Source organism: Arthrobacter roseus, assembly GCF_016907875.1.
Taxonomy (GTDB): domain Bacteria; phylum Actinomycetota; class Actinomycetes; order Actinomycetales; family Micrococcaceae; genus Arthrobacter_J; species Arthrobacter_J roseus.
The window spans coordinates 2,708,531-2,732,579 of the sequence record NZ_JAFBCU010000001.1 but is presented as its reverse complement, the minus strand read 5'-3'; the positions used below and the strand labels follow the sequence as shown (position 1 = coordinate 2,732,579).

At 59.4% G+C, this 24,049-nt stretch carries 25 protein-coding genes and 1 tRNA gene; 17 read left to right on the top strand and 9 right to left on the bottom strand.

What is annotated here, in order from left to right:
- Nucleotides 1-93: 93 nt before the first annotated feature.
- Nucleotides 94-936: a universal stress protein gene (locus JOE65_RS13175; RefSeq protein WP_205163626.1), complete on the top strand. Its 843-nt coding sequence runs from the start codon at nt 94-96 to the stop codon at nt 934-936.
- A gap of 43 nt (nt 937-979) precedes the next feature.
- On the opposite strand, the gene rarD is transcribed toward JOE65_RS13175, so the two are convergent.
- Entirely contained in the window at nt 980-1,999 is a 1,020-nt protein-coding gene (rarD, locus tag JOE65_RS13170) for an EamA family transporter RarD (protein ID WP_338021644.1), read from the bottom strand.
- A gap of 149 nt (nt 2,000-2,148) precedes the next feature.
- Between rarD and JOE65_RS13165 the strand changes: the two genes are divergently transcribed.
- The 3 genes from JOE65_RS13165 to JOE65_RS13155 all read left to right on the top strand — a co-directional run bounded on the left by JOE65_RS13165 (nt 2,149) and on the right by JOE65_RS13155 (nt 6,201).
- Nucleotides 2,149-3,618, top strand: coding sequence for an FAD-dependent oxidoreductase (locus tag JOE65_RS13165; RefSeq protein WP_205164202.1), 1,470 nt, complete (start codon nt 2,149-2,151; stop codon nt 3,616-3,618).
- Between the two features lie 122 nt (nt 3,619-3,740).
- On the top strand, nt 3,741-5,453 hold the full coding sequence (locus JOE65_RS13160) for a VaFE repeat-containing surface-anchored protein (protein WP_205163625.1): 1,713 nt from the start codon (nt 3,741-3,743) through the stop codon (nt 5,451-5,453).
- A 157-nt stretch (nt 5,454-5,610) separates the two neighbouring features.
- Nucleotides 5,611-6,201 carry a TetR/AcrR family transcriptional regulator gene (locus tag JOE65_RS13155; protein ID WP_205163624.1) on the top strand — a complete coding sequence of 197 codons (591 nt, stop codon included), beginning with the start codon at nt 5,611-5,613 and terminating at the stop codon, nt 6,199-6,201.
- Between the two features lie 36 nt (nt 6,202-6,237).
- Here JOE65_RS13155 and JOE65_RS15225 read toward each other — a convergent pair whose 3' ends face one another.
- The 4 genes from JOE65_RS15225 to JOE65_RS13140 all read right to left on the bottom strand — a co-directional run bounded on the left by JOE65_RS15225 (nt 6,238) and on the right by JOE65_RS13140 (nt 10,359).
- Entirely contained in the window at nt 6,238-6,369 is a 132-nt protein-coding gene (locus JOE65_RS15225) for a putative transporter small subunit (protein WP_239536721.1), read from the bottom strand.
- A 10-nt stretch (nt 6,370-6,379) separates the two neighbouring features.
- Entirely contained in the window at nt 6,380-8,077 is a 1,698-nt protein-coding gene (locus tag JOE65_RS13150) for a sodium:solute symporter family protein (RefSeq protein ID WP_420827510.1), read from the bottom strand.
- Between the two features lie 306 nt (nt 8,078-8,383).
- The gene (locus JOE65_RS13145; RefSeq protein ID WP_205163623.1) at nt 8,384-9,868 is read right to left on the bottom strand and encodes a catalase; all 1,485 of its coding nucleotides are present in this window, start codon (nt 9,866-9,868) and stop codon (nt 8,384-8,386) included.
- 38 nt (nt 9,869-9,906) lie between these two features.
- Nucleotides 9,907-10,359: a Fur family transcriptional regulator gene (locus JOE65_RS13140; protein WP_205163622.1), complete on the bottom strand. Its 453-nt coding sequence runs from the start codon at nt 10,357-10,359 to the stop codon at nt 9,907-9,909.
- Between the two features lie 92 nt (nt 10,360-10,451).
- Between JOE65_RS13140 and JOE65_RS13135 the strand changes: the two genes are divergently transcribed.
- Genes JOE65_RS13135 through JOE65_RS13115 form a run of 5 tightly spaced genes read left to right on the top strand, consistent with a single transcriptional unit; the run spans nt 10,452 to nt 14,791 of the window.
- Nucleotides 10,452-11,204, top strand: coding sequence for an alpha/beta fold hydrolase (locus tag JOE65_RS13135; RefSeq protein WP_205163621.1), 753 nt, complete (start codon nt 10,452-10,454; stop codon nt 11,202-11,204).
- On the top strand, nt 11,177-11,935 hold the full coding sequence (locus tag JOE65_RS13130) for an esterase/lipase family protein (protein WP_205163620.1): 759 nt from the start codon (nt 11,177-11,179) through the stop codon (nt 11,933-11,935). Before JOE65_RS13135 ends, JOE65_RS13130 begins: the two co-directional genes overlap by 28 nt.
- Nucleotides 11,920-13,191, top strand: coding sequence for an MFS transporter (locus JOE65_RS13125; protein ID WP_205163619.1), 1,272 nt, complete (start codon nt 11,920-11,922; stop codon nt 13,189-13,191). Before JOE65_RS13130 ends, JOE65_RS13125 begins: the two co-directional genes overlap by 16 nt.
- A gap of 25 nt (nt 13,192-13,216) precedes the next feature.
- A complete protein-coding gene (gene htpX, locus JOE65_RS13120) occupies nt 13,217-14,104 on the top strand; it encodes a zinc metalloprotease HtpX (protein WP_205163618.1) in 888 nt (295 codons plus the stop codon).
- Between the two features lie 24 nt (nt 14,105-14,128).
- Nucleotides 14,129-14,791, top strand: a complete 663-nt coding sequence (locus JOE65_RS13115) for a histidine phosphatase family protein (protein WP_205163617.1) — start codon at nt 14,129-14,131, stop codon at nt 14,789-14,791.
- Here the strand turns inward: JOE65_RS13115 and JOE65_RS13110 are convergent.
- Nucleotides 14,788-15,276: a YajQ family cyclic di-GMP-binding protein gene (locus JOE65_RS13110; RefSeq protein WP_205163616.1), complete on the bottom strand. Its 489-nt coding sequence runs from the start codon at nt 15,274-15,276 to the stop codon at nt 14,788-14,790. The two genes, JOE65_RS13115 and JOE65_RS13110, sit on opposite strands and share 4 nt — an antisense overlap.
- 133 nt (nt 15,277-15,409) lie before the next feature.
- Here JOE65_RS13110 and JOE65_RS13105 point away from each other — a divergent pair, with 133 nt between their 5' ends.
- The 8 genes from JOE65_RS13105 (at nt 15,410) to JOE65_RS13070 (ending at nt 21,473) form a co-directional block, all read left to right on the top strand.
- Nucleotides 15,410-15,721 (top strand): hypothetical protein, encoded by a 312-nt coding sequence (locus JOE65_RS13105; protein ID WP_205163615.1) that lies wholly within the window; start codon nt 15,410-15,412, stop codon nt 15,719-15,721.
- Between the two features lie 102 nt (nt 15,722-15,823).
- A tRNA-Tyr gene (locus tag JOE65_RS13100) sits at nt 15,824-15,905 on the top strand.
- 208 nt (nt 15,906-16,113) lie between these two features.
- On the top strand, nt 16,114-16,401 hold the full coding sequence (locus tag JOE65_RS13095) for a hypothetical protein (protein WP_205163614.1): 288 nt from the start codon (nt 16,114-16,116) through the stop codon (nt 16,399-16,401).
- 18 nt (nt 16,402-16,419) lie between these two features.
- Nucleotides 16,420-16,860, top strand: a complete 441-nt coding sequence (locus tag JOE65_RS13090) for a MarR family winged helix-turn-helix transcriptional regulator (protein WP_205163613.1) — start codon at nt 16,420-16,422, stop codon at nt 16,858-16,860.
- Nucleotides 16,861-16,868: 8 nt separating this feature from the next.
- A complete protein-coding gene (locus JOE65_RS13085; protein ID WP_205163612.1) occupies nt 16,869-18,086 on the top strand; it encodes an MFS transporter in 1,218 nt (405 codons plus the stop codon).
- 62 nt (nt 18,087-18,148) lie between these two features.
- Nucleotides 18,149-18,583, top strand: coding sequence for a thioredoxin (gene trxA, locus JOE65_RS13080; RefSeq protein WP_205163611.1), 435 nt, complete (start codon nt 18,149-18,151; stop codon nt 18,581-18,583).
- Nucleotides 18,584-18,747: 164 nt separating this feature from the next.
- Nucleotides 18,748-20,397: an AMP-binding protein gene (locus JOE65_RS13075; protein WP_205163610.1), complete on the top strand. Its 1,650-nt coding sequence runs from the start codon at nt 18,748-18,750 to the stop codon at nt 20,395-20,397.
- On the top strand, nt 20,394-21,473 hold the full coding sequence (locus JOE65_RS13070) for a PQQ-dependent sugar dehydrogenase (protein WP_205163609.1): 1,080 nt from the start codon (nt 20,394-20,396) through the stop codon (nt 21,471-21,473). Before JOE65_RS13075 ends, JOE65_RS13070 begins: the two co-directional genes overlap by 4 nt.
- A 19-nt stretch (nt 21,474-21,492) precedes the next feature.
- Here the strand turns inward: JOE65_RS13070 and JOE65_RS13065 are convergent, their stop codons facing one another.
- The 3 genes from JOE65_RS13065 to JOE65_RS13055 form a co-directional block, all read right to left on the bottom strand.
- Nucleotides 21,493-22,428 (bottom strand): ribose-phosphate diphosphokinase, encoded by a 936-nt coding sequence (locus JOE65_RS13065; protein ID WP_205163608.1) that lies wholly within the window; start codon nt 22,426-22,428, stop codon nt 21,493-21,495.
- A 75-nt stretch (nt 22,429-22,503) separates the two neighbouring features.
- Nucleotides 22,504-22,887, bottom strand: coding sequence for a VOC family protein (locus JOE65_RS13060; RefSeq protein ID WP_205163607.1), 384 nt, complete (start codon nt 22,885-22,887; stop codon nt 22,504-22,506).
- A gap of 73 nt (nt 22,888-22,960) precedes the next feature.
- Nucleotides 22,961-23,950: a DNA-3-methyladenine glycosylase family protein gene (locus JOE65_RS13055; protein ID WP_205163606.1), complete on the bottom strand. Its 990-nt coding sequence runs from the start codon at nt 23,948-23,950 to the stop codon at nt 22,961-22,963.
- Between the last annotated feature and the right edge of the window lie 99 nt (nt 23,951-24,049).

The following is a 24,049-nucleotide window of genomic DNA, read 5'->3' as shown; positions in this document are numbered from 1 at the left end:
GTGTTGTGAAGTGGCTCTGGCGTCTAGAGTTGCTACAAAGGTGCAATGACGCACGAGAGTCATGGCTCGCGGAATCGTCAGAAGGGTTGTTCGATGCGATATGTAGTTGGCTTCACGGGAACCGAGCGAGCGCGGGACGCAGTTGCCCTCGCCACGTCGCTTGCAATGACGCAAGGCGCCAAAATCGATTTGGTCACCGTCCTCAATCCGCCCCAGGATGGCAGCGTTGCCAAAGGGGCAAAAGCCGCCGAAGAGAGTCTCAAGCGGGCGCAGGACGAATTGCCAGCTGGACTCGAATCTGAAACCCACGTTCGTGTCGCCGACTCATTCGCCGAGGGACTACTGGAGACGGCCCAGGATCTCAACGCCGGGCTGATAGTCATTGGGCCCACCAATGCCGGGTTGCTGCGCCGCTTCACCGTTGGCACGGTAGCCACCGCACTGCTCCATGCCTCGTCTGTGCCCGTGGCTCTCGCTCCGCGCGGTTACCGCCACCGCGACAAGCTGACCCGGCTCACCTGTGCAGTTGGCGGACGGACCGGGGCCGACGCGGTCCTGGATGTCGCTGTGGAAGCGGCCGCTCGTCGAGGCTTGCCGCTGCGCCTGATCTCTCTTGTCGCTCTGGATGCCCACGGGACCACCCACCCCATCGACACGGTGAAGACAGCACACGAACACGCCAGAACCTTGTTGAGTAAGGCGCAGGATCAGCTTCCCCAGGATCATGAATCCACCGTCACCGTCGCTCACGGTCGGAGTATCGAACAGGCCATGGACGACGTCGACTGGGATCCGGGCGAACTGGTGATCGTCGGGTCCAGCCGCCTCGCCCAGCGAAGGCAGTTGTTCATCGGGTCGACGGCGAACAAGATGCTTCGTGGATTGCCCGTGCCCATGGTGGTGGTCCCCAGGGACTGGCAGCGTACCGAGCGCTAACAAGCCACAATCACAGGCAACAGAAGGTTATTCCGCGGGGTGGTTAGGCCACGCGTCTTAGATGCCTATTGGTGCGGGCAACCCGGAGCATGTCCACTGTCAGGATGACCAGGGCCACCCAGACGAGGCCAAAACCGAGCCAGCGCTCCAATGGCATCTCCTCGTTGAGGAACACAAGGGCAATCACGAACTGCAGTGTTGGCGTCATGTATTGCAGCATGCCCATCGAACTCAGCGGCAGCCGTCCCGCAGCTGCGCCGAAGAAGATCAGCGGCACAGCGGTGATGATGCCCGAGGAGGCCATCCACCAGAAGTGGTCTGCTCCCTCGCTCAACAGTGTTGCCCCGCCTGTGGCCGCGAGCCAGATCATGAACCCACCAGCCAGTGGGGCCAGCACGGCTGTTTCGATGCTCAGGCTGGAAATTGCGTCCACGCGCCGCCCAACACGCTTCTTCACATAACCGTAGGAGCCAAAGCTGAAGGCTAGTCCCAGCGCAATCCAGGGGACGCTTCCATAGACCACAACAAGGACGACGACGGCGACAAAGCCGACGGCCACTGCTACCCACTGAAGCCGCCGTAGCCGCTCTTTGAGAATGATGACACCCATCAGGACTGATACCAGCGGGTTGAAGAAGTAACCAAGGGCTGCCTCGATGGCTTGGCCACTGGTCACACCGTAAACATAGATCAGCCAGTTGCCTGCGATCAAGACGGCCGCTGCGGTCAAAGCACCGAGTATTCGTGGGTTACGGAAGGCAACAATTGCGGGTTTCCAGGCGCGCATGACCGAGAGCAGGATGACGCAGAAGAGCAGCGACCACACGATCCGGTTCGCTACTATCTCGAATGGCCCAGCCGGAACGAGAATGATGAAGTAGAGGGGCAGGATGCCCCAGATGCCGTAGGCGCTCAGACCATAGAGTAGTCCCTTGGAAGTCTCGCTGCGCGGTTGTTTACCGGGTTTTCCCCTCTGACCAGGTTGGTTGGGTGGCCTCGGAGTAGGCGCGATGCGAGATGCAGGGGGCTCGGCTGGCTGAGGCTCGCCGTCAACAGTAGACACTCAATTGACAACCCCGTCGGTACTCCCTCTATTCCGAGAAGGATCGTGGGTCAACAGGTGGAAAAAAGCGGTCGGTGGACAGTGATTAGACTAGGGATCTGTGCCCATATTCGTGTTCCCCATTTCGGAAGGAACTGTTCGTGCCCTGCATGACGCCGTCTGACCCGTCTGACCCGTCCGCCCCTCGTCCGCTACGCGTTGCCGTGGTGGGGGCTGGCCCTGCGGGAATATACGCCGCGGATCTTCTCACCAAGTCCAGGGAAGTGCGCGACGGCGACGTCGGGGTGAGCATTGACATCTTTGACCGCTACCCGTCACCGTATGGATTGATCCGCTACGGTGTTGCTCCCGATCATCCGCGTATCAAGGGGATCGTCAACGCCCTGCACCGCGTGCTGGATCGGGGCGATATTCGTTTTTTGGGAAACGTGAATTTTGGCTCCGATATTCATTTCGAGGAGCTTCGTGGCCTGTATGACGCTGTCATTTTTGCCACGGGTGCTGTGCGCGATGCTGATCTGGACATTCCAGGGGTCGAGCTCGAAGGTTCCTTCGGGGCTGCCGATTTTGTCTCGTGGTATGACGGCCACCCGGACGTCTCGAGGGAATGGCCCCTCAACGCCCGCGAGGTTGCGATCATTGGAAATGGCAATGTGGCCCTGGACGTGGCCAGGGTGCTGACCAAGGACGCCGAGGACCTCCTGGCAACGGAGATCCCGGACAATGTATATGAGGGACTGAAGTCGTCGCCCGTCACCGACGTCCACATTTTTGGCCGTCGTGGTCCTGCCCAGGTGAAGTTCACGCCACTGGAGTTGCGCGAACTCAGCCATTCGCGCGGCGTTGACATAGTGCTCTACCCAGAGGGCTTTGTGTTCGATGAAGGATCTGACGAGCAGATGCGGACAAACAACCAAACCCGGACCATGGTCAACACTTTGACCAATTGGCTGGTCGAGGAGCAGGATTCCGGCGCTCCCCGTAGATTGCATCTACACTTCCTGCATTCGCCCGTAGAGATCTTGGCTGGTGATGGAGAGGATTCCAACAAAGTTGCTGGTATCCGATTCGAGCGCAACGAACTTGACGGGCGAGGGGGCGTTCGGGGCACGGGAGGGTTCATCGATTATCCGGTGCAGGCTATCTACCGAGCGGTCGGCTACTTCGGTTCGCAGGTCCCCGGTCTGGGGTTCGACGCGGCGCGCGGTGTGGTCCCCAATGAGGCCGGCCGCGTTATTGATGCTCAGTCACAGCCAATTCCAGGGGTCTATACGACGGGGTGGATCAAGCGTGGGCCTGTCGGCCTGATTGGGCATACCAAAGGTGATGCGTTGGAGACCGTTGGTTGTCTATTAGAAGATCGTCTCAACTTGCCTGGACCCACGGATCCGTCGGAGGACGCAGTTACTACTCTTCTCGAGAGGCGGGGTGTGGAGTACACCACGTGGGAGGGCTGGCGGAGATTGGATGCCCACGAGCAGTCGTTGGGGGAAAACTATCGCCGTGGGGATCCCAGCGGAGTGGCTGATGACCGGCTGGCTCAGATCAAACGCGAGCGCGTAAAGGTGGTGCCGAGGGAGGAGCTCGTCAGAATTTCTCGGCAGAAGGACGACCAGTAAGGCAGCGTTACCCACGTTAGGTAACGATTTGGTAAACAGTACGGACAATATAATAACTGCTGTTATTCTCGATGTTGGCGGGGCCCACGACGGGTGCCATTCAACAATCTGAGGAAACATCGATGAGTCATGTAGAAATGCGGACATTTGGACGACTGGGCGACGTCCGTGGGGGAGGGCGCCGTGCGGGGGCGCTCATGGCGGCGGTTGGGCTAGCTGTTTCAGGGGCTGCCCTGACTGCACCGGCGGCTTCTGCCGCGGGGGAAGCGTACCTAGAGGGTGCAGCTGTCACCGGCTACTCCATCGATCATAACCTCGGCTCTCCAGTAGCCACCAACACCTTTAACATCCGGACTGAAACGGGTGACCGGTACCAGGCTTACTGCGTCGAATACCAGATCTCGGGCGTCAACGAGACGCCGATGAGTGAAGTCGGCTGGGGGCAAATGCCCGGTAGCAACGACTTCACGGAAAACGCTGAGTATGTCAACTGGATCCTGAATAATTCCTACCCGGCAATCGATGTAGACGCAGTGGCAGGCGCTGTCGATGCGGCTGTCGAATCCGGTCACTTCCACGACGGTCTTACTGAAAAGGAAGCCGTTACGGCCACGCAGGCCGCGATCTGGCATTATTCAGACGGCATGGGTTTCCGTCAGGTTGCCGGGGTGCAGTCGCAGCACGCGGATTCGGATGTACGCCGGTTGTACACCTACCTCACGGACGATGCTGTGAATGTGGGTCTGGCGGATGAGCCCGAGGCTGCTGCCATTAACCTGACGGTCGAGAATCCTGAGGGAATAGTAGGCGAATTGGTGGGCCCGTTCCTGATCGAAGCAACCCGAGATGTTACGGCCCTGAGTGCGGACCGAGACGACATCGAACTGGTTAATGCCCAGGGAGAGACGATCAACCTGGAGGCACCTCCCCTTGGCGAGCCGATCTTCGCTCAGGTTCCTGCCGACACTCAAGCAGGCGAAATCAACATCATCGCCGAAATCAACGCGGCACCTGTTGCCGGTCGCTTGTTCGTTGGTGCCGCCGAGCGTACCCAGTCCATGGTGATGGCACAGACTGATAGCTACGTTGCCATGCAGGACAGGATCAGCCTCTCGTGGACCACCCCTACGGTGGTTACCCCGGAGCTGGGCACCACGGCAACAGATAAAGCCGATGGTGACAAGGTAGTGTCCTCGGACGGCGTGGTTGTTGACCAGGTTCGCTATAGCGGACTCACTGTTGGTCAGGTCTACACGGTCAAGGGCGAGCTCATGGACAAAGCAACGAACCTGCCCACTGGAATTAAGAGCGAGGCAACGTTCACAGCGGAAGTAACGGATGGCACCATCTCGCTGGAGTTCATACTCACCGAGGAAACAGCCGGTAAGAGCCTCGTGGTTTTCGAGCGTCTTTACCTGGCCGATGGCGAACTGGTGGCAGAGCACGCCGATATCGATTCGGTCGAGCAGAGCGTAATGGTAGAAGAATTGGTAGTAACGCCGGTCCCGACGCCGACGGAAACAGCGACACCTACCCCGGCACCGACGGAAACGCCAGCTCCGACGCCGACGGAAACGCCGATCGAGGCGGCCCCTGTCCCAACGCCGACCACGTCCGCAACTCCAACACCGACGGAAACCCCGGCTCCGGCCGCGCCCGCTCCTGTGGAAACTCCTGCACCGACCACGTCCGCTCCAGCAACACCTCCGGTGACCGGTGGGGAAGCTGAGCTGGCAAGGACCGGAGCGCAGACCGTCGGTCTGGTGAGCGGCTCACTCCTCCTCCTGGCGGTGGGTGCTGCAGTGCTCTTCCTAAACCGTCGTCGTAAAGGCTAGTATTTCCCTAGCTCTAGTAGCGACATCGCGCACCAACGCGTCGGGCCCCCTTTCATCGTGAACGGGGGCCCGACGCCGTTTGGACCAAATGCAGGAATTTCGTACGACATTTGGACGATTGTGCTGAATTTTATCCAATTTGGCCTAGCATGGAGGAATGGCACGACCCACCTCGCCAGGACGCAAGATTGAGCTCCTCTCGCAGACTCTGGACTACTTTCAGGACAAGCCTTTGTCCGACCTCAGCTTCAGGACGCTCGCTGATGGTCTCGGTATCAGCAGCTATGTGCTCGTGTACCATTTTGGTAACCGAGAACAGCTCCTGAATGAGATTGTAAATTTTGTCGAAGTGCGACTTAACGAAGGTCTGCGGCCGGTCTCGGCAGATTTGACTGTCGAGGGGTTTCGAGAGCACGCAAACTTCATTCTGGAGCGCTCTCTGGATGAGCGTCATCGCCAGTCGCAGCGACTCGCTTTCGAGGCTGCCATGCAAGACCCCACACTGGAACGGCCCCGCGGTACTGCAGTCAAGATTTTTAACTATTGGGTATCGTTTGTGACTCGGTGGCTGAAGAACCAGGGCATCGATTCCGCACCAGCTCGCATCGAAGCCCGGCTCCTGGTGTCCACTTTGTACGGCATTGAGTTCTCGTACGTCATCAGTGGTGTGCAGGAGCAGTCCCGCGAAACGTGGGCAAAGGCTATGGAGAATTTTTTGGCGTCGTTGGACCGCAGCCTGCGGGAGTAGGCGTGAAGCCACTCCCGCAGGCTGGCGCTCACCAGACTAGATGATGCGCTCGCCATCTCGGCGCGCCTGCAGCCAGTCCTTCAGGAATCCGCGGCACAGCGTATAAAGTGTGCCAGCAACGATAATTGGCCACATGAGTACGTAAATGGTCAAAAGTAGTGTTTCCATGATGTTCTCTCTATCTTGTGCCTGTGGTGCCGGCTGGTTCGAAGTCTTCGTCCGGGTCCTCGTCGACCATGGTCTCCGGCCGTGTATCGAAGTCACCGATTCGTTCCTTGATGACGTCGAAGTCAAATGATTCGGTGCTGCGGAATGACATGAAATAGCAGACCACGGTGCTGACGGCATAGGCCGCAAGAGAGCCGGTCAGTACGGTGTAATCGTGGAGGAATCCAATCACAAACGGCGCTGAGATCAGTGCCGCAACGACGCCTACGATTTTTGCCGGCTTCAAACCAAAGAACCCGAACGCCATGAGTCCTAGGACCACGCCGATCCCGATCACTGACAGGATGTCCAGGGCGATCCCTGTCACACCGCTCACTTCGAACCATTCGAACCGGACCGGGATGAAGACCGCAAGTGCGGCGATAACAGAGACCGTGAATGCCTTGTTGGTGACCTTGTCCCAGTAGAAGCTTGCGAGCACGGGGAATACCAGTGCACCCCAGAGCGCGCCTACGAAAACCAGCAGATCGAGGATGTTCATTTGTTGACTGGCGAAGACTAGGGCGGCGGCGGTCGCCACCACCATCGTGATGCGTCCAATGAGGAGCATGGTCTTGGGGTTGGCGGTCTTCTTCCCAACGTTCTGCCCGTATACGTCGGCCATCATGATGGACGAGAGCGCCGACAAATCAGAATCGGCTGTGGAGGAGAGGGCCCCGAGGATCATGACGAAGAACAGGCAGAGCATGATTGGGCCCAAATATGTGGAGGCCATTTGGGGAATGAGGTTGTTCACATCATCGCCGGTGGGCGTGATGCCTAGGTACAGTGCCATGACGCCGAGCATTCCGACGCCAATGACCGTTGCGCCGTAACCGACGGTAGCCGTGATGAAGGTCCTCTTGATGAGGTCCTCCCTGACAGCGAACAGCCGCTGCGCGATGGTCTGGTTACCAATCGCATAGGCCAGGACAGCTGCAATGTAGGGTGCGCCCTGGTTGAGGAAGGCATCGCTGGAGAAGAAGTTTCCTTGCTGCGGAGTGAGATTCGCGGCACCCTGTTCAAACATTGCTGGTCCACCAGCGGCGAAGAACACCACCGGAATGATGATGACGACGGCGCCCAGCATGGCCACAACCTGCGCAAAGTCGGTGAGTACGGACGCGCGGAAGCCTGACCACAAGGTGTAGAGCAGGACTCCGGCTGCCACAGCGATGACGCCTTGCGTGAAGCTGAAGGGCGACAAAAGGGCCACGAGCGCTCCACCGGCAATGAAGTTGGAGGTGAGGCTGATGACGCTGCCGACAACGTTTGATCCCGCGAGCATCAGTTGGCTCGATCGCCCATGCCGGACCCTCATGACTTCAGCGAGGGTGTGGGCCTTCGGCGCTACTGCGCGGATTCGTTTACCGAACGGGTAGATGAAGAGGATCATCAGGGCGCCCCAGAGCCCGTAGTGAATGGGACCGGAAATGCCGTAGGTGTAGCCGGCCGTGGCCGAGGCGTACATCGAAGACGCCCAAATCCAAGTAGCCGTCATGCTGGCTGCGGATATTCCGAAACCCATCTTGTTACCGGCTGTCATGTAGCCGTCTGCGTTCTCCTTCTTTTTGCTGATGTACCAAGACATCAGGAAACTGCCGCCATAGATGGCGACGAAGAGCAGGATTACTGCCCCAGCACTCAATTGATACAGTCCGGTATCCACGATCTCCTCTTCAGTCTCGTGATCCCGCTCATCGGCCGCACGGACGCGCAGCTACTTCGTTCTTTTCAGGCCCGTCAAGGGGGCCATGCCCGTACATCGCCGAGCGTTGGGGTGAGGTTCACCCGTGTGCGGAATCTTCGGATAATGCCAGCTTCACCGCGATGGGTCCTCGGGACGCGTTGGTCCTCAGAGGCGTTATCGGTTACTCAGGGTAATTATCCAGCTTTTCGCCAGCTTAGCAGGATAATGAAGAAGGGGCCGGGTTCCACTGGAACCCGGCCCCTTCTTCGTGCGTGCTGGTCGTTATTAGATCTTGTTGGCTGCTTCCGCTTCCGAGACCGCAACGCTACCGAGGTTCGCGCGGAGCTTGGAACCAAGGTCCGCGTCCACATTTGCCCAGTACTGGATGGCGTTTTCGCGGATCTCCGGACTTTGCACTCCGCCGACAGCGCCGGTGATGGTCTCGAGGAGGCCCGCCTTCTGCGCATCATTGAAGACCTCGCGGTAGAGGGTTCCGGGCTGGCCGAAATCGTCATCCTCAGCGTGCAGTGAGTGGGCGGAGAGCGTCAGCTCGCCGTCGTTCTCCCAGCCGCCGTGCCCTCCATGCCGCGCGGGATCGGCCACGGGGCCGCCCTGGGTACTCGGCGCGTACACCGGAGTGGACGCAGAGTTGAAGGACATGCGGCCCTGCCCGTCCTTCGTGTAGCTGTTCACCGGGCTCTTCGGGGCATTGACCGGGAGCTGGGCGTGGTTTGTGCCCACACGGTAACGGTGCGCGTCAGCGTAGGAGAAAATGCGCGCCTGCAACATCTTGTCCGGCGAAGCGGCGATGCCCGGAACAAAGTTGGCTGGGCTGAAGGCAGCCTGCTCAATCTGCGCGAAGTAGTTCTCCGGGTTCTTGTTCAGCGTCAGCTTACCGACCTTGATCAGCGGGTAATCGGAGTGTGGCCAGATCTTGGTCAGATCGAAGGGGTTGAAGCGGTACGTCTTTGCATCCTCGTACGGCATGACCTGTACGTGAAGATCCCAGGACGGGAAGTCGCCGCGCTCAATGGCCTCGTAGAGGTCGCTGAGGTAGTGATCTGAATTCTCGCCTGCCATGGTGACGGCGTCGTCGTCGCTCATGCCTTCAACACCCTGATTGGACTTGAAGTGGTACTTGACCCAGACCTTCTCGCCGTCGGCGTTGATCCACATGTAGGTGTGAGATCCGTAGCCCTGCATATGGCGCCAGTCCTGAGGCATGCCGCGCTCGCCCATCAGCCAGGTCACCTGGTGTGCTGATTCGGGAGAGTTGGTCCAGAAATCCCACTGCATGTCGGCGTCGCGCAGGTTTGATCCCGGCAGGCGCTTCTGGGAGTGGATGAAGTCCGGGAACTTGATGCCGTCACGGAGGAAGAAGACCGGTGTGTTGTTTCCGACGAGGTCGTAGTTGCCCTCTTCGGTGTAGAAGCGCAGGGCGAATCCGCGAGGGTCGCGCCAGGTATCGGGTGAGCCAGCTTCGCCTGCAACTGAGGAGAAGCGGATCAGGGTTTCGGTGCTCGTGCCGGGCTGGAAGACTGAAGCGCGCGTGAAGCGGGATACGTCTTCGGTGACTTCGAACGTACCGAAGGCGCCGCCGCCCTTGGCATGGACAATGCGCTCGGGGATTCGTTCGCGGTTGAACTGCGCCAGCTTTTCGATCAGGTAGTGATCGGTCAGCGGGATGGCACCGTCGGCTCCCACACTTTGAGAGTGTCCGTCACTGGCGATCGGTGCGCCTGACTGTGTTGTGGTGTAATTCGCAGTCATTATTCTCCTTCTAGTTCTTCTTGGTTTTCCGGCGAGAGTCACCGTTGGTCTAGTTGGCAGTCGCCGCAGAGTCCCTGGTAGAGGACCTCGGCAACCTGGATGGTCATACCGTGGGTTGTCTGGGGGGTCAGACAAGGCGCGTGCCCGACGGCGCAGTCTACGTCTTCGATTCGGCCGCAGGAGGTGCAGACGGCGTGGTGGTGGTTATCTCCCACCCTGGTTTCATATCTGGCCGGAGAGTGCGGGGATTCGATGCGGCGGAGGAGCCCGGCATCGCTGAGGTCCGCGAGGATCACATAAACAGACTGCACGGTAATGTCTCGCAACTGACCCCGAACACTTTCCGTCACGGTCTCGGCAGTGCTGTGAGGGGAGTTATCGACAGCGGTGAGGACGGCGAGACGCTGTTTGGTGACACGGCGGTCTTTGGCATGCAGGGCGTCAGACCACTGTGATGCCACAGTGTCCTGGGTTACATTTGCTATGGCCATGCACCCAGTAAATCACTTATTATGAGTAAATCATAATAAGATAGTGGAAGCAGTACGCGCTGCGAGTGCCCTATGAAAGAAGGTGTGCATCAATGGGCAACAACACATGGGCGGACGTGAATACGCTGACCGTCGGACAAACACGGATCAACATCCATCAAGCGGGGTCCGGAGGGGTGACGTATGTGCTGATTCACGGCATCGGCACCTCCGTTAGATACTTCGAGCCCCTCGCTAAAGTGCTGTCCCGGCATGGCTTGGTCTACGCCGTGGAACTTCCCGGTTTCGGGGCTGTTCCCAAACCGAGCAACGCCCTAAGCATCGAGGATTTCGCGGACGTTGTTGAAAAGGCTTTGAACCAGCTGAGGATCACGCACGCCGTCGTCGTTGGGCATTCCATGGGTGCTCAGGTTGCGGCTGCCCTCGCAGCTCGAAGTCACGGAGTCGTCAGTGCCATTGTTCTGCTCGGGCCTACCGTTAATGATCAACGACGCACTGTCATCGGCCAGGCACTGATGCTGGGACTCGACACGTTGAGGGAGAGCGCCGCGGTGAATTGGATCGTCTTCACGGACTATCTACGGGCAGGCATGCCCTGGTATCTCCGGACGGTTCGGAAGATGCTCGAAAATCGCATCGAAGTAACTCTGGCCGGTGTGAGGTGCCCCATTCAACTGGTCAGCGGCGGCAAGGATCCGATTGCGCCCGCAGATTGGCTGGAGCGAATTCGGGATGCCTGTCCACAGGCGGTCATCACGCAACTTGCAGACCGGCCGCACGTGTTGATGTACAAGGAACCAGAGGCGGTAGCCCGGCTATGCCTCCAAGCGGCCGCGCCCCGGTGAGCGTCGTGAGCCGGGCGTTCTCTTGGCTGCTGGACTATGCCTACGTTCTCTTCTGGCAGGCGCACGCAGTCCTGTTCCGGACTGACTTCGATGACTACAAGCAGCGGTACGACGGCGGATCGACGCCAACTCAACGTAGTGCCGGGAACACGAAGAAGTATCCACCCATCCTCATCCTGCCCGGCATCTATGAACGGTGGCAGTTCATGAAGCGGCTGGTTGATCACGTCCACGACCGTGGATATGAAGTGCACGTCGTCGAGCCGCTGGGATACAACCTGAAATCGGCGGAGTCGTTGGCCGTGTCCGTCACGGATTACGTGGAGAAACATTCGCTCGACTCGGTGGTAATTATTGCTCACAGCAAGGGCGGGCTGGTCGGCAAATACGTGATGGCGGGCCGTGCCGGCAAACACATCAAACACATGATCGCTGTCAACACTCCCTTTGCCGGTTCTATCTACGCAGGCTACGTTTTTTTACCCGGGGTGCGGGACCTGTCGCCGAGAAACGCTGCCCTACTCAGTCTTCAGGAGAAACGGGAGATCAACCAGCACATCACCTCGATCTATGCTCGCTTCGATCCGCACATTCCCGGGGGAAGCAGATTGCCAGGTGCACACAACGTTCAGGTAGAAGTGGATGGCCACTTTCGGATTCTGGGGAGTTCGCGGCTGATCGAAGCTATCGATGAATCATTGGGTATTATCAACCGGTGCCCCGACTCCTAGCCGACATGACGCCGCTGCGCGAAAGTCCTGACTTTCGCCGCCTGTTCTTTGGCATGTCGCTCTCTGCCGTGGGAACCCAGCTCACACTGGTGGCGGTCAGCCTCGAGATCTACGCCCTGACAGAGTCCAGCCTCTACGTGGGGCTGCTCGGGCTCTTCGCGCTACTGCCACTCGTTGTCGCCGGCCTGTACGGCGGTTCGGTAATCGATGCCTACGACCGACGGCGGGTGGCTCTCATCTCGGCGTTCGTCCTGTGGGGGACCACTATTGCTATCGCAGTGCAGGCTTGGATGGGCGTGCAGAATATCTGGCTGCTCTACGGTCTCATTGCCATCCAAAGCGGTGCGGCAGGGATCAATCAACCCGCCCGAACTGCGATCATCCCGCGGCTAGTCCGGCCCGAGCTGCTGCCCGCCGCGAACGCACTGACCATGGTCACTTTTGGCCTCGGCATGACCGTGGGTCCCCTGCTCGCGGGCGTTCTAGTGGCTCAGGTGGGCTATGGCTGGACTTACACGATCGACGTGTTCACGTTCACCGCGGCGCTCTGGGCACTGTTCCGGCTCCCGGCGATGCGACCCGAGGGCGAAGTTCACAAGGCTGGCATCAAGTCCGTGGTGGAAGGCTTTCGATTCCTCGCGACCCGCCCCAATATTCGCATGACATTCCTGGTGGATCTGGCTGCCATGGTCATGGCACAGCCTCGGGCGCTACTACCGGCCATCGGTGCAATCATGATCGGCGGCGGCGAGCTGACGGTCGGAATTCTGCTCGGTTCTGTTGCGCTCGGCGCGGTCCTGGCGGGCTTGTTTTCCGGGCCGCTCGGGCACGTGCGTCGCCAGGGCGCGGCCGTCCTGTGGTCCATCGTCGCCTGGGGTCTGTGCGTTTCGTCCTTCGGCGTCGTCGTCGTGCTGGCTGGCCGCACCGACCACTCGGCTATGTCGATCTGGATCATTCCTGCTGCTTTGATCATGGTGATGTCTGGAATTTCTGATTCGGTCAGCTCCGTTTTCCGGACCACGATCCTACAGTCCGCCACCCCTGACGCCATGCGCGGCCGATTGCAGGGTGTGTTCATTGTTGTGGTAGCCGGCGGACCGAGGCTTGGAGATATGGTTGCCGGTACCGAAGCGTCCTTCATCGGGGAAGGGTGGGCCGCCGTCGTCGGTGGGCTGCTGTGCATCCTTCTAGTTTATATTCTGCATCGTAGGCAACCCCGGTTCGCACAGTACGATGCCCAGCATCCGGAGCCCTGATTACGACGGCACGGAAAGGAAGTACATGCGTAACCACTTCAACGGACTCAAAACTGTTGCGCTCTTCGCAGCACTTGGAGCGGTATTCCTGCTGTTTGGTTGGGCTATTGCCGCCTACTTTGGCAACTACTGGATCATCGTCATCGCGGGCGTCCTGTCCCTCGGCAGTATCGCGTACAGTTACTGGAACTCTGACAAAGTTGCCCTCAGAAGCATGAAGGCAATGCCTGTGACTGAGTCCCAGTCGCCGGTAATGTTCGCCATTGTGCGTGAACTGTCCCAGAAGGCCGGGCAACCCATGCCGCGTCTCTTCATATCCCCGGCGCTCTCCCCCAACGCTTTTGCAACGGGCCGCAACCCGGAGAACGCCGCAGTCTGCTGCACCGAGGGAATCCTGCGGATCCTTGACGACCGCGAACTGCGCGGAGTTCTGGGCCACGAACTCATGCACGTCTATAACAGGGACATTCTCACCGGCTCCATGGCTGCTGCCGTCGCTTCAGTTATCACCTCGGTGGGCCAGCTTTTCTACTTTTTCAGTATCTTCGCTGGTGGCAACCGTGACAGAGGAGGTGGTAATCCACTCGTGGCCATCGCCATGGTTATCTTGGCTCCCATAGCGGCAGCTCTGGTTCAGATGGCCATCGGACGGACCAGGGAATACGACGCCGACGAGGATGGCGCCAAGCTCACGGGTGACCCGCTGGCCCTTGCTTCGGCCCTTCGCAAGCTCGAACAGGGAACCCAGCAGGCGCCGTTGCCGCCGCGACAGGACTTGGTCAACAGCTCTCACCTCATGATTACGAATCCGTTTCGACGCGGGCCTGGGCTACGCCGATTGTTCGCCTCCCACCCACCCATAGCCGAACGCATCACCCGGCTGGAGGGCATGGCCGGAAGGCAGCTGGGCTGACTGCGGGTAGGTAGAATCGAAATCATGCGCCTTATCTTGATTCGACACGGTCAGACTCCCAACAATGTGCTCCAGCTCCTGGATACCGCTGTGCCAGGCCCCGGCTTGACGGACATTGGGCTCGAACAGGCCGCTGCAATCCCCGAAGCGTTGGTTGACGAACGCATCGATGCACTCTTTGCTTCTAATCAGACGCGGGCTCAGCTGACCGCCGGGCCGCTCGCGGCTGCTCGTGGTCTGAAACTACAGATTCGCGACGGGCTCCGGGAAATCGGCGGCGGCGATCTCGAAATGGCCGGAGACTCTGATTCCCACCGCAGGTACCTTGAGCCTGTGTTCGGGTGGGCTACGGGTAAGCTGGACCGACGGGTCCCTGGCGGCCCGGACGGTCATGAAACGCTCGGAAGGTTCGACGCCGTGGTGCAGGAAGCGCTCGACGGCGGCCACGATGCAGTCGCCATGGTAAGCCACGGTGCCATGATCCGGGCGTGGGCTGCGGCTCGGGCACTCAACATACAGGCAGACTTCGCAGCGCAGAGCTGGCTCGGGAATACCGGTGTCATCATCCTTGAACACGTCATGGACCAGTGGGTCGTAGCATCGTGGATGGGTGAAATCATGAGCGATCCACGCCTTGAAACTGAGGACACCGATGGTCCTGCCGGTGATCCGATCCCGCGGAGCTAGCGCATATTGACGAACTGAAGATCCGTCTCGTCGAACGTGCGTAGCAGCGCCATGGTCTCCTGTAGGTCATCGCGGGATTTAGATGAAACGCGCAGTTCATCACCCTGAATCTGAGACTTGACGCCCTTGGGCCCCTCGTCCCTAATGAGTTTGTTGATCTTCTTGGCCACGTCCTGTTCAATGCCCTCTTTGATCGTGGCTTCCATCCGGTACTCTTTGCCGGAGGCGTACGGCTCTCCGACCTCGAGGGACTTCAGGGAGATGCCGCGCTTGACGAGCTTGGACTGCAGGACGTCCAGGACTGCCTTGACCCGCTCTTCCGAGTTGGCTTTCAGCAGGAGGTTTTCACCGCTGAAGTCCACTTCGGCGCCAATGCCCTTGAAATCGTAGCGTTGGGCGATTTCTTTCTGTGCCTGATTGAGGGCGTTTGCCACTTCCTGTTTGTCCACTTTGCTGACGACGTCGAACGTGGATTCGCTGGCCATGGTTTCTCCTTGGTTGAAGTTGATTCGCTGTTCCCAAGCCTAGCCTGTGGGTATGCGTACGGCTGGAATCTCCACTGCTGACGTTCAGCTTCCGTGAAGCTGAATGTCACCTCCGCATGCGAGAGTCTGGGACATGGATAACGACCCACATCTCGATGGACACCGCAACCGTTATAGCGTCCGCCTCGCGCGGCTCGCGGCGGGATCGGCACTTACGGCGGCCTCCGTTGTATCCCTGACAGGCTTCACGACCGCAGGTGCTGCGGCTCCGGTGACGACAATCCAGCCGGACTGCGTTGCTCCGGGCACCGCAGCAGTAGCCCACGAACGCATCAACGGGGTACGTGCGGAACTGGACCACGCCGTTTCGATGGGCATGGTGACTGACGGTCAGGCAGACCACTTTGTGGCGCAGCTTGAGGGGCGTATAGCACGCGGTTTATAGTGGATCCAGGGCGTCGAAGAGCTGGATTCGATTCTGCGCCCCATTTTCTGTAAAGTTGTCTTGCCCGCACTTTGGCGTGGGTTTCTTCGTCAGAAGAAGTTCGGCAGATTACCCGAGTGGCCAAAGGGGGCTGACTGTAAATCAGCTGGCATCGCCTTCACTGGTTCGAATCCAGTATCTGCCACCGAACATAGAATGAGCCGTCCTGGTCCAAGACTGGGGCGGTTTTTTCGTGTCGAGTCACTCCTCCAATCCGGCCGAAGTCACCCCTAGCCCACGCGAGCACGGGTTGTGCGGGGTGACTTCGGCGGAGAAACCCCGATCTCGCCCCGGGTGCGGCCCAAGGAACGGGTGGGATCAAAATGTCACAGTCGGATGGCAGGGTATCTCGCATGACAAGTTCACTGGTGGATTCACCCCATATCAGCAGAGCGACCTACCGCCGGGAGCCCTATGTGCACGTCAGCGGTGACGGTATGAACCTTGACGCGAAAGCAGTCGCGTGGACAAGGGAAAGCGTTCTCGTGCACTGGGTGGATGATGAGCTCGCGGCGCACAACGTATGGGTTGAGGCTCACCGGGTGAAGCGAATCAAGCGCTGCGAGTCAGCCTGGGGTGATCCCTACGATGATTTCGCGTTCTATCTGGCACAGGGTCAACTTGATGCAAAGGTAACCTAACTGTTAGGCTACCTAACTATGACGACAAGCAGCGAGCTGAAGATCCTCGCGGATTCGTTCCGCTCTTCGCTCCGGCACGCCGTGTATCTCAGCCGCTCATTGGACACGGGCAGTGAGCTGAGCATCATGCAGGTCAGCATCCTGAATATGGCTGTCTCCGGCAGTCGTGTCAGCGTCATCGCCACGAACCTCGGCATTCGCGTCCCCTCCGCCACGGAGCAAATCATCAAACTGGAAAAAGCTGGCCTGGTGCGCAGAGACAAGGATCCAGAGGATGCCCGCGCGGTTCAGGTAAATCTGACCTCCGAAGGTCAGTTGCAGTTAAACGCTGCCAACGTTCTGCGCAATGCCCGCATGGCAGAACTACTGGAGCCGCTCACCGATACAGAGCGTGCCGCTCTGGCTGCCGCCATCCCCGTCATCGAAAAGCTCAACAGCAAAGCCCTCGAGAGGCGTTAGGAAAACGAGTGACAACCCACACTGCCAATGCAGCCGAAGAATCCCTGAATCATGAGAAGGCTTCCTTGTTGAAGCAGCCCAAGGCAGTGTGGGCTACTGCGCTGGCTGCGGTATTCGCCTTCATGGGCATCGGACTCGTGGATCCTATTCTTCCCGCCATCGCCACGAATCTTGACGCAACACCCAGCCAGGTATCGCTGCTTTTTACGAGCTACTTCCTGGTGACTGCCGTCGCGATGCTGGTGACCGGCGTCGTCTCCTCACGTATCGGCGGTAAGAAGACCCTCCTGGGAGGGCTCGCCCTCATTGTTGTTTTTGCTTCGCTCTCGGGTACGGCGAACGACGTCGGCACGCTGATTGGATTCCGCGCAGGTTGGGGCCTGGGCAACGCGCTCTTCGTCGCAACCGCGCTGGCCGTCATCGTCGGCGTTGCCAGTGGCGGCGCAAGCACCGCCATCATCCTTTACGAGGCCGCTCTGGGGCTCGGAATCTCGTTGGGCCCGCTGCTCGGAGCGCTTCTGGGCGGGTGGCAGTGGCGCGCACCATTTTTTGGATCTGCTGCGCTGATGGCCGCCGCGTTCATCGCGCTCGTCGTGTTGCTGCCCAAAACGCCACCGCCAGCGGTGAAGACCTCCCTCAAGGATCCACTGCGGGCACTGGGCCACAAAGGCCTACGTACCACCGCTTCGAGCGCCTTGTTCTACAACTACGGATTCTTCACCATCCTCGCTTTCACCCCGTTTGTCCTCGGCATGGATGCCTACGGTATCGGCGCAGTGTTCTTCGGATGGGGCCTGATGGTAGCGATCTTCTCTGTTCTGATAGCCCCGCTCCTGCAGCGTCTCATGGGCACCACCCGTACACTGTTGGCCACTCTCGGTACTCTCGCTCTTGTCCTGATCGGACTCGCCATGGCCGCCGAACGATCAGTGACAGGCGTCGTCGTCCTGGTGGTGGTTTCCGGCGCGCTGTTGGGTATCAACAACACCCTCTACACGGAACTGGCCATGGAAGTTTCCGATGCTCCGCGTCCGGTGGCTTCTGCCGGTTATAACTTTGTCCGCTGGATGGGTGGCGCACTGGCCCCGTTCCTGGCAGCAAAGCTAGGGGAGGGATTCGGGCCTCAGTACGCGTATCTGGCAGCGGCGCTCGCCGTCGTCATCGGTGCTCTCGTGGTGCTCGGTGGCCGGAAGTTTCTGCTGACACATGAACCAGCAACGGTTTAGCCAATATTCATCGGGAGCGAACAGGGGAAGACACCGCCGGGCATGGGAGATAGCGTATAAATATGGCAACCATCGATATTACCGAGGCAACCTTCCCCGACACCGTTGAAAACAATGACATTGTTTTCGTTGATTTCTGGGCCGAATGGTGCGGTCCATGCAAGCAGTTCGCGCCGGTATACGACGCAGTTTCACAGAAGCACGATGACATCGCCTTTGCGAAGGTGGACACCGAAGCGGAGCAGTCGTTGGCTGCCGCAGCGGGGATCACGTCCATCCCCACGCTGATGGCATTCCGCGAGAAGGTTCTGGTGTTCTCGCAGCCCGGAGCTTTGAACGCCACCCAGTTCACGGAGCTCGTGGACGCGGTCAAGGGTCTGGACATGAAGGCCGTGCATGAGCAGGTTGCGGAGCAGCAGGCCGAGGCCGAGAATTCCGCACAGCAGCCCGCTGAGGCAGTAGATGCCGAGCAGCCCGAGGGCAATCGGGCACAGTAGCTCGCCAGCAAGTAGTTTCCTGGATCCTCCGTACCGGTTCGCCGGTGCGGAGGATTTTGTTTTAAGGATGCTTTTTGGCGGTTGAGCCGATGATTCTTCTTTTTCTGAGCCGCGCTGGGTAGCGTGCAGAGTAGTGTCAGCGCATGCAACGAAGGAGTTCACTTATGCAGTCCTATACTTCTGAACCATCCAGCCAACCGTTGTTGGAAGAGACAATCGGTCACAACCTGGAGCGTATGGTCACGCTGCACGCGGAGCGAGACGCCGTGATAGAGGTAGCCACGGGCCGGCGCTGGACCTACACGGAGTTCAATGCCGACGTCGACAAGCTGGCGCGCGGACTTCTGGCCATGGGTCTTGAAGCCGAGGACAGGGTGGGTATTTGGTCGCCGAACTGTGCGGCGTGGACCATTCTGCAGTACGCGACCGCGAAAATCGGTGTGGTTCTGGTGAACGTTAATCCGGCCTATCGGACCCACGAGCTGGAGTTCGTCATGCAGCAGTGCGGTATGCGGATGCTGGTGTTGGCGCCAGGGGACAAATCGAGTGATTACCCGGCCATGGCGAGGCAAGCGCGGCAGAACTGCCCCGAACTGACTGACCTGGTGTTCATCGATGGAGACAGCGGCCATGCTGAGGTGGTGGGGGAGTCCAGTTTTGATTCGGTGCTGGCCCGGGCGTCCGACGTCGAACCTTCCGTTTTGTCCCATCGGATGGACACGCTGAGCGCCGATGACGCCATCAACCTGCAGTACACGTCGGGGACAACGGGTTTTCCCAAGGGCGCCACCCTGACGCACAGAAACATTCTCAACAATGGGTTCTTCATTGGCGAGCTCATGAACTACACGGAACGGGACCGCGTGGTTCTGCCCGTGCCCTTTTACCACTGTTTCGGCATGGTGATCGGGAACCTGAATGCGCTCTCGCACGGTGCGGCGACCATCATCCCGGGGCGCTCGTTCAAACCTGACGAGGCGCTGCGGGCGGTGCAGGAGCACGGCGGTACGTCACTTTACGGGGTGCCCACCATGTTCATTGCCGAACTGGCGCTGCCAAACTTCAAGGATTATGACCTGTCAACGCTGCGTACTGGTGTGATGGCCGGTTCGCCGTGTCCGGCGTCGGTCATGCGTCAAGTCATCGATGAAATGAACATGCTGGAGGTGGCCATCTGTTACGGCATGACGGAAACCTCGCCGGTTTCCACGATGACCAGATCTGATGATTCGGTGGCGCGCCGCACGGAGACGGTGGGCCGCACCATGCCGCACCTCGAGTCGCAGATTGTCGATCCTGGGACGGGCGAGCCGGTGGAGCGCGGCGAGATTGGCGAACTGTGCACGCGCGGTTACAGCGTCATGCTGGGCTACTGGAACCAACCCGAGAAGACGGCCGAAGCCATCGATGCGGATGGCTGGATGCACACCGGTGACCTTGGCCGGATGGACGACGACGGTTACGTCAGCATTGAGGGCAGGATCAAGGACATGGTGATCCGCGGCGGTGAGAACATTTATCCGCGTGAGATCGAGGAGTTCCTGTACCGGCACCCTGCGATTCAGGATGTCCAGGTGATCGGGGTGCCGGACGAGAGATACGGCGAGGAGCTGATGGCTTGCATCATTCTCAAGCCCGACGTCGGCCCGCTGGTGGCGGACGACGTCGTTGCCTTCTGTAGTGGCAAACTCGCCCGTTTCAAGATCCCCCGCTACATCGACATCCGGGAGAGCTTTCCCATGACGGTCTCCGGAAAAATTCGCAAGGTGGAGATGCGGCAGGAAGCTGTGAAACGTCTGGGTCTGCCAACATGACCGTGAGAGGACCGATAGGGCGGGCCTGCGTTGCGATGCTGGCCTGTACCGCGTTGACGTCCTGCACAACTCCGCTAGACACTGACCATGCACAGGCCTCATCCCAGGCCGCGGCAAACTCCCGGCTGGCGGAGCCTGAAACCATTGCGGGCGGTCTGGACGTACCGTGGTCGATCGCGTTCCACGAAGGCACCACGCTGATTAGCGAACGCGATTCTGCGCGGATCGTCGAACTGGATCAGGACGGAAACACCCGCGAGGTTGGAACGGTCGGAGGGGTCGAAGGGGATGGTGAAGGCGGTCTGCTTGGCATCACAGTCAAGGATGGATACCTTTTCGCTTACAGCACTGGTGCCGGGGAGAACCGGATCGGACGTTATAAACTGACCGGGAGTGCGGGGTCCTTGGAGCTGAGCTCACGCGAGAAGATCCTCGACGGTATTCCGTCTGCGGGCATTCACAACGGCGGCCGGATCGCGTTTGGTCCTGACGGGATGCTCTACGCGACGGCGGGCGACGCCGGAAACACTGACAACGCCCAGGACCTCGATTCCCTCGGCGGAAAGATTCTTCGAATGACAGCCGAGGGTGCCGTGCCGGAGGGCAACCCGTTTCCCGATTCACTCGTTTATAGCTACGGACACCGCAACCCTCAGGGCATCGCCTGGGCAACAGACGACACGATGTACGCCTCGGAGTTCGGGCAGAGCACCTGGGATGAGCTAAACATCATCGAGGCAGGCAGCAATTACGGCTGGCCTGAGGTGGAGGGCATCGCGGAGCAGGACGGGTACGTGGACCCGGTGCAGCAGTGGGAGCCATCCGAGGCGAGCCCCAGCGGCATAGCCGTCACCGACGGCGCCATCTTCATTGCGAATCTGCGCGGCGAACGACTCCGCGAAGTCCCGCTGTCCGACCCGTCAACGTCCACCGAGCACTTCGTCGGCGAATATGGCCGACTCAGAGACGTCACCGTTGCTCCGGACGGTGCGGTGTGGATGCTCACCAACAACACTGACGGGCGCGGAGACCCGGCCCCGGAAGACGACCGTCTACTCAGCATCGACCTCGACTGATCATGTCGGCGCCCAGCAGCTAAAACAATTCGCTCACCGATTCGCCCGTATGGATCCGGCGGATGGCTTCCGCAAATGCGCTAGCGACAGATATTACGGTCAACTTTGGATGCAACTTTTCGGTGCCAATCGGGGCCGTGTTTGTAGCCACGATTTCCGTTACGTTTTTATGGTCGGCAATGCGTGAGACAGCTCCATTGGAGAAGATGCCGTGGGTGCAGACAACACGTACGTCTCGAGCGCCAGCCGATTCTAGATGGTCCAGAAGCTCCAGGACCGTGCTGCCGTTCGCAATCTCGTCATCAAGGATGATTACGTCCTTGTCCTTCACATCGCCAATGATTGAAGTGATGACTACCCTGTCATCTTCAAATCGTTCTTTTGCTCCCGCCGCTACGGAAGTGCCGAGTAGACGGGAGAACGCAGTCGCGGCCTTCGCGTTGCCGAGGTCCGGGGAAACCACAACTGTGTTTGAAAGGTCCGACGAAGTGAAATGCGCCGCGAGTTCCCTCAGCGCGTGCAAATGATCGACAGGAACGTCGAAGAATGCCTGGACCTGTGGCGCGTGAAGCGTCATAGTGAGGACTCTGTTGACGCCAGCCGTTTTCAACAAATTGGCGACAAGCTTTCCTCCCACAGAAATCCGAGGTGCGTCCTTCTTATCAGACCTGGCATAGGAATAGTGGGGAATAACTGCAGTGATGCGACCGGCGGATGCCCCTTTGGCAGCGTCGGCCATGAGTAACAATTCCATGAGATTTTCTTGTACTGGGTACACCAACGGCTGCACGATGAATACGTCGCGCTCTCGGCAGTTCTCCAAGAGCTGGGACTCCAGACAGTCATTGGCAAACCGCTGGGTCCTCGATGGATTCAATGGCCGTCCCAAAATACCGCAAATTTCATCGGCGAAGTCGTGTCCGGCACTTCCAGCAAAGACTGCGGTTTCCTTCATGCTGCGTCTCCTCATGAGTCAGTGAACCGGCTATGGGGGATGATCACTATTTGCGGCTAGCAGGCAGTTCAGAGTCTAGTGGGCGATCTCCCAGATGTGACCGTCAGGGTCTGTGAAGCTGGCGGTCCTGATTCCCCACGGCCGGTCTATGGGGCCATTCAGGAGTTCAACACCGCGGGACGTCAACTCGCTGCATTGGGCGTCGACGTCGTTGACCTGCAGAGTGAACTGCGATCGGTGGATCGAGTTGCTCGTTTCCACGATCGCGGGCTCAATCAGTTCGTGTGCTGCAGAATTCTTGAGCAGATTGATCAGGGTCTCCCCGAATCTGAACACTGCTGAGTCATCATCTTCGTAATGGATGGGAAGGTTGAACGCATTCTGGTAAAACCGTTTGGCAACGTTCAGGTCTTCGACAAATAGCGTGATGGCACTGATACCGCCTGGCCAAGCAGTCATCGCCTGTCCTCTCCTTGGGTTTACGACGGTCCGGGGGCCGCCCGTATGAGCACGAGCATAGCCGTGCGGTCGATTAGCGGTGCCGATGGTCCGACGGCGCGAGTCGCGGGCCGAAGGTTGGTTTCCGAAATCCGCTCGCATAAAGCATCCGCACCAGGCGCTGTCGTTGCCCGGCCCACGGTTTAAGGAGAGTCAGCATGCCGGCGTCATCCGTCCGGCGGCCGGTGAGGGCCGCGCCTACATAAGCCGCCAAGTGGTAGTCGCCAACGGAGATCGAATCGGGACAGCCATGTGTGCGTTGAACGGTTTCGGCGACGGTCCAGGGGCCGATGCCGGGGACAGTTAGCAGTTTGCGACGCAACTCTGCGTCCGATGGCACGGCGGCCAGCCGCTCCAGTGCGGGAGCTCGTCGTGCGGCTTCGAGGATTGTGGCGGAACGCTTGCTGTCGACGCCTGCCTTGTGCCATTCCCAGGATGGAATGGCGCGCCATTGCTGTGCGGTTGGCGGGAGTCGAAGGTGCGACGGCGCAGCGTGGCCAGCTTCTGGGGCCGGATCGCCATGCCGGTGGAGCAGGTAGCGCCAAGCTCGTTTGGCTTCGATGCCGGTGACTTTCTGCTCGAGCGTGACCCGGGCCAACGTGTCCAGCACTCGGCCAGTGGACGGTAGCCGAAGCCCGGGATTCAGGTAGCGGCCCTTGACGGCAAGATCGGGGAGCGTCGAATGGAATTCGGGGTTGTCGAAAGTGTCCCAATTGTCGTCCATACCCACCAACGCGGGTACCGATTCAAGCGCGACGGCGGCCCCTGGCCCCCACGCACGTGCCCTGACGATTGCGCTATTGAGGCCGCCGATGTGTTGCAGCCGCAGTGTCACAGCTCCTTCTTCTGTGTGAAAGGCGATCCACGCGGCGTCGTCGTGCCAATGAAACGAAGGGTCGTGGGTACCGCACTGAAGTACCCCGATGGAAGAGCGAAGACTGTAGGGGCCGTCCGGGGTAATTTCCGCTGAAAGCGACCGCTCCGGGACCCCTGTCAGGGACGCGGAAGAGATCGAAGGAGACATGGGTTAATCGTCGCATGTCCCGCAAGTGAAATAGATCCATGAAGCGTGGAAGCCACGGCTGACGATTGGTCAGTCTGCGTTGGTATAGCGCCATCTATT

What these genes read in the sequence shown, in the direction of transcription:
- JOE65_RS13105 (WP_205163615.1), top strand. Translation starts at nt 15,410, where the DNA reads ATGGATAACGACCCACATCTCGATGGACACCGCAACCGTTATAGCGTC.
- JOE65_RS13065 (WP_205163608.1), bottom strand. Translation starts at nt 22,428, where the DNA reads ATGAAGGAAACCGCAGTCTTTGCTGGAAGTGCCGGACACGACTTCGCC.
- JOE65_RS13140 (WP_205163622.1), bottom strand. Translation starts at nt 10,359, where the DNA reads ATGGCCATAGCAAATGTAACCCAGGACACTGTGGCATCACAGTGGTCT.
- JOE65_RS13095 (WP_205163614.1), top strand. Translation starts at nt 16,114, where the DNA reads ATGACAAGTTCACTGGTGGATTCACCCCATATCAGCAGAGCGACCTAC.
- JOE65_RS13060 (WP_205163607.1), bottom strand. Translation starts at nt 22,887, where the DNA reads ATGACTGCTTGGCCAGGCGGTATCAGTGCCATCACGCTATTTGTCGAA.
- htpX (WP_205163618.1), top strand. Translation starts at nt 13,217, where the DNA reads ATGCGTAACCACTTCAACGGACTCAAAACTGTTGCGCTCTTCGCAGCA.
- JOE65_RS13175 (WP_205163626.1), top strand. Translation starts at nt 94, where the DNA reads ATGCGATATGTAGTTGGCTTCACGGGAACCGAGCGAGCGCGGGACGCA.
- JOE65_RS13115 (WP_205163617.1), top strand. Translation starts at nt 14,129, where the DNA reads ATGCGCCTTATCTTGATTCGACACGGTCAGACTCCCAACAATGTGCTC.
- JOE65_RS15225 (WP_239536721.1), bottom strand. Translation starts at nt 6,369, where the DNA reads ATGGAAACACTACTTTTGACCATTTACGTACTCATGTGGCCAATTATC.
- JOE65_RS13155 (WP_205163624.1), top strand. Translation starts at nt 5,611, where the DNA reads ATGGCACGACCCACCTCGCCAGGACGCAAGATTGAGCTCCTCTCGCAG.
- JOE65_RS13145 (WP_205163623.1), bottom strand. Translation starts at nt 9,868, where the DNA reads ATGACTGCGAATTACACCACAACACAGTCAGGCGCACCGATCGCCAGT.
- JOE65_RS13130 (WP_205163620.1), top strand. Translation starts at nt 11,177, where the DNA reads ATGCCTCCAAGCGGCCGCGCCCCGGTGAGCGTCGTGAGCCGGGCGTTC.
- JOE65_RS13075 (WP_205163610.1), top strand. Translation starts at nt 18,748, where the DNA reads ATGCAGTCCTATACTTCTGAACCATCCAGCCAACCGTTGTTGGAAGAG.
- JOE65_RS13090 (WP_205163613.1), top strand. Translation starts at nt 16,420, where the DNA reads ATGACGACAAGCAGCGAGCTGAAGATCCTCGCGGATTCGTTCCGCTCT.
- JOE65_RS13070 (WP_205163609.1), top strand. Translation starts at nt 20,394, where the DNA reads ATGACCGTGAGAGGACCGATAGGGCGGGCCTGCGTTGCGATGCTGGCC.
- JOE65_RS13160 (WP_205163625.1), top strand. Translation starts at nt 3,741, where the DNA reads ATGAGTCATGTAGAAATGCGGACATTTGGACGACTGGGCGACGTCCGT.
- JOE65_RS13055 (WP_205163606.1), bottom strand. Translation starts at nt 23,950, where the DNA reads ATGTCTCCTTCGATCTCTTCCGCGTCCCTGACAGGGGTCCCGGAGCGG.
- JOE65_RS13165 (WP_205164202.1), top strand. Translation starts at nt 2,149, where the DNA reads ATGACGCCGTCTGACCCGTCTGACCCGTCCGCCCCTCGTCCGCTACGC.
- trxA (WP_205163611.1), top strand. Translation starts at nt 18,149, where the DNA reads ATGGCAACCATCGATATTACCGAGGCAACCTTCCCCGACACCGTTGAA.
- JOE65_RS13110 (WP_205163616.1), bottom strand. Translation starts at nt 15,276, where the DNA reads ATGGCCAGCGAATCCACGTTCGACGTCGTCAGCAAAGTGGACAAACAG.
- JOE65_RS13135 (WP_205163621.1), top strand. Translation starts at nt 10,452, where the DNA reads ATGGGCAACAACACATGGGCGGACGTGAATACGCTGACCGTCGGACAA.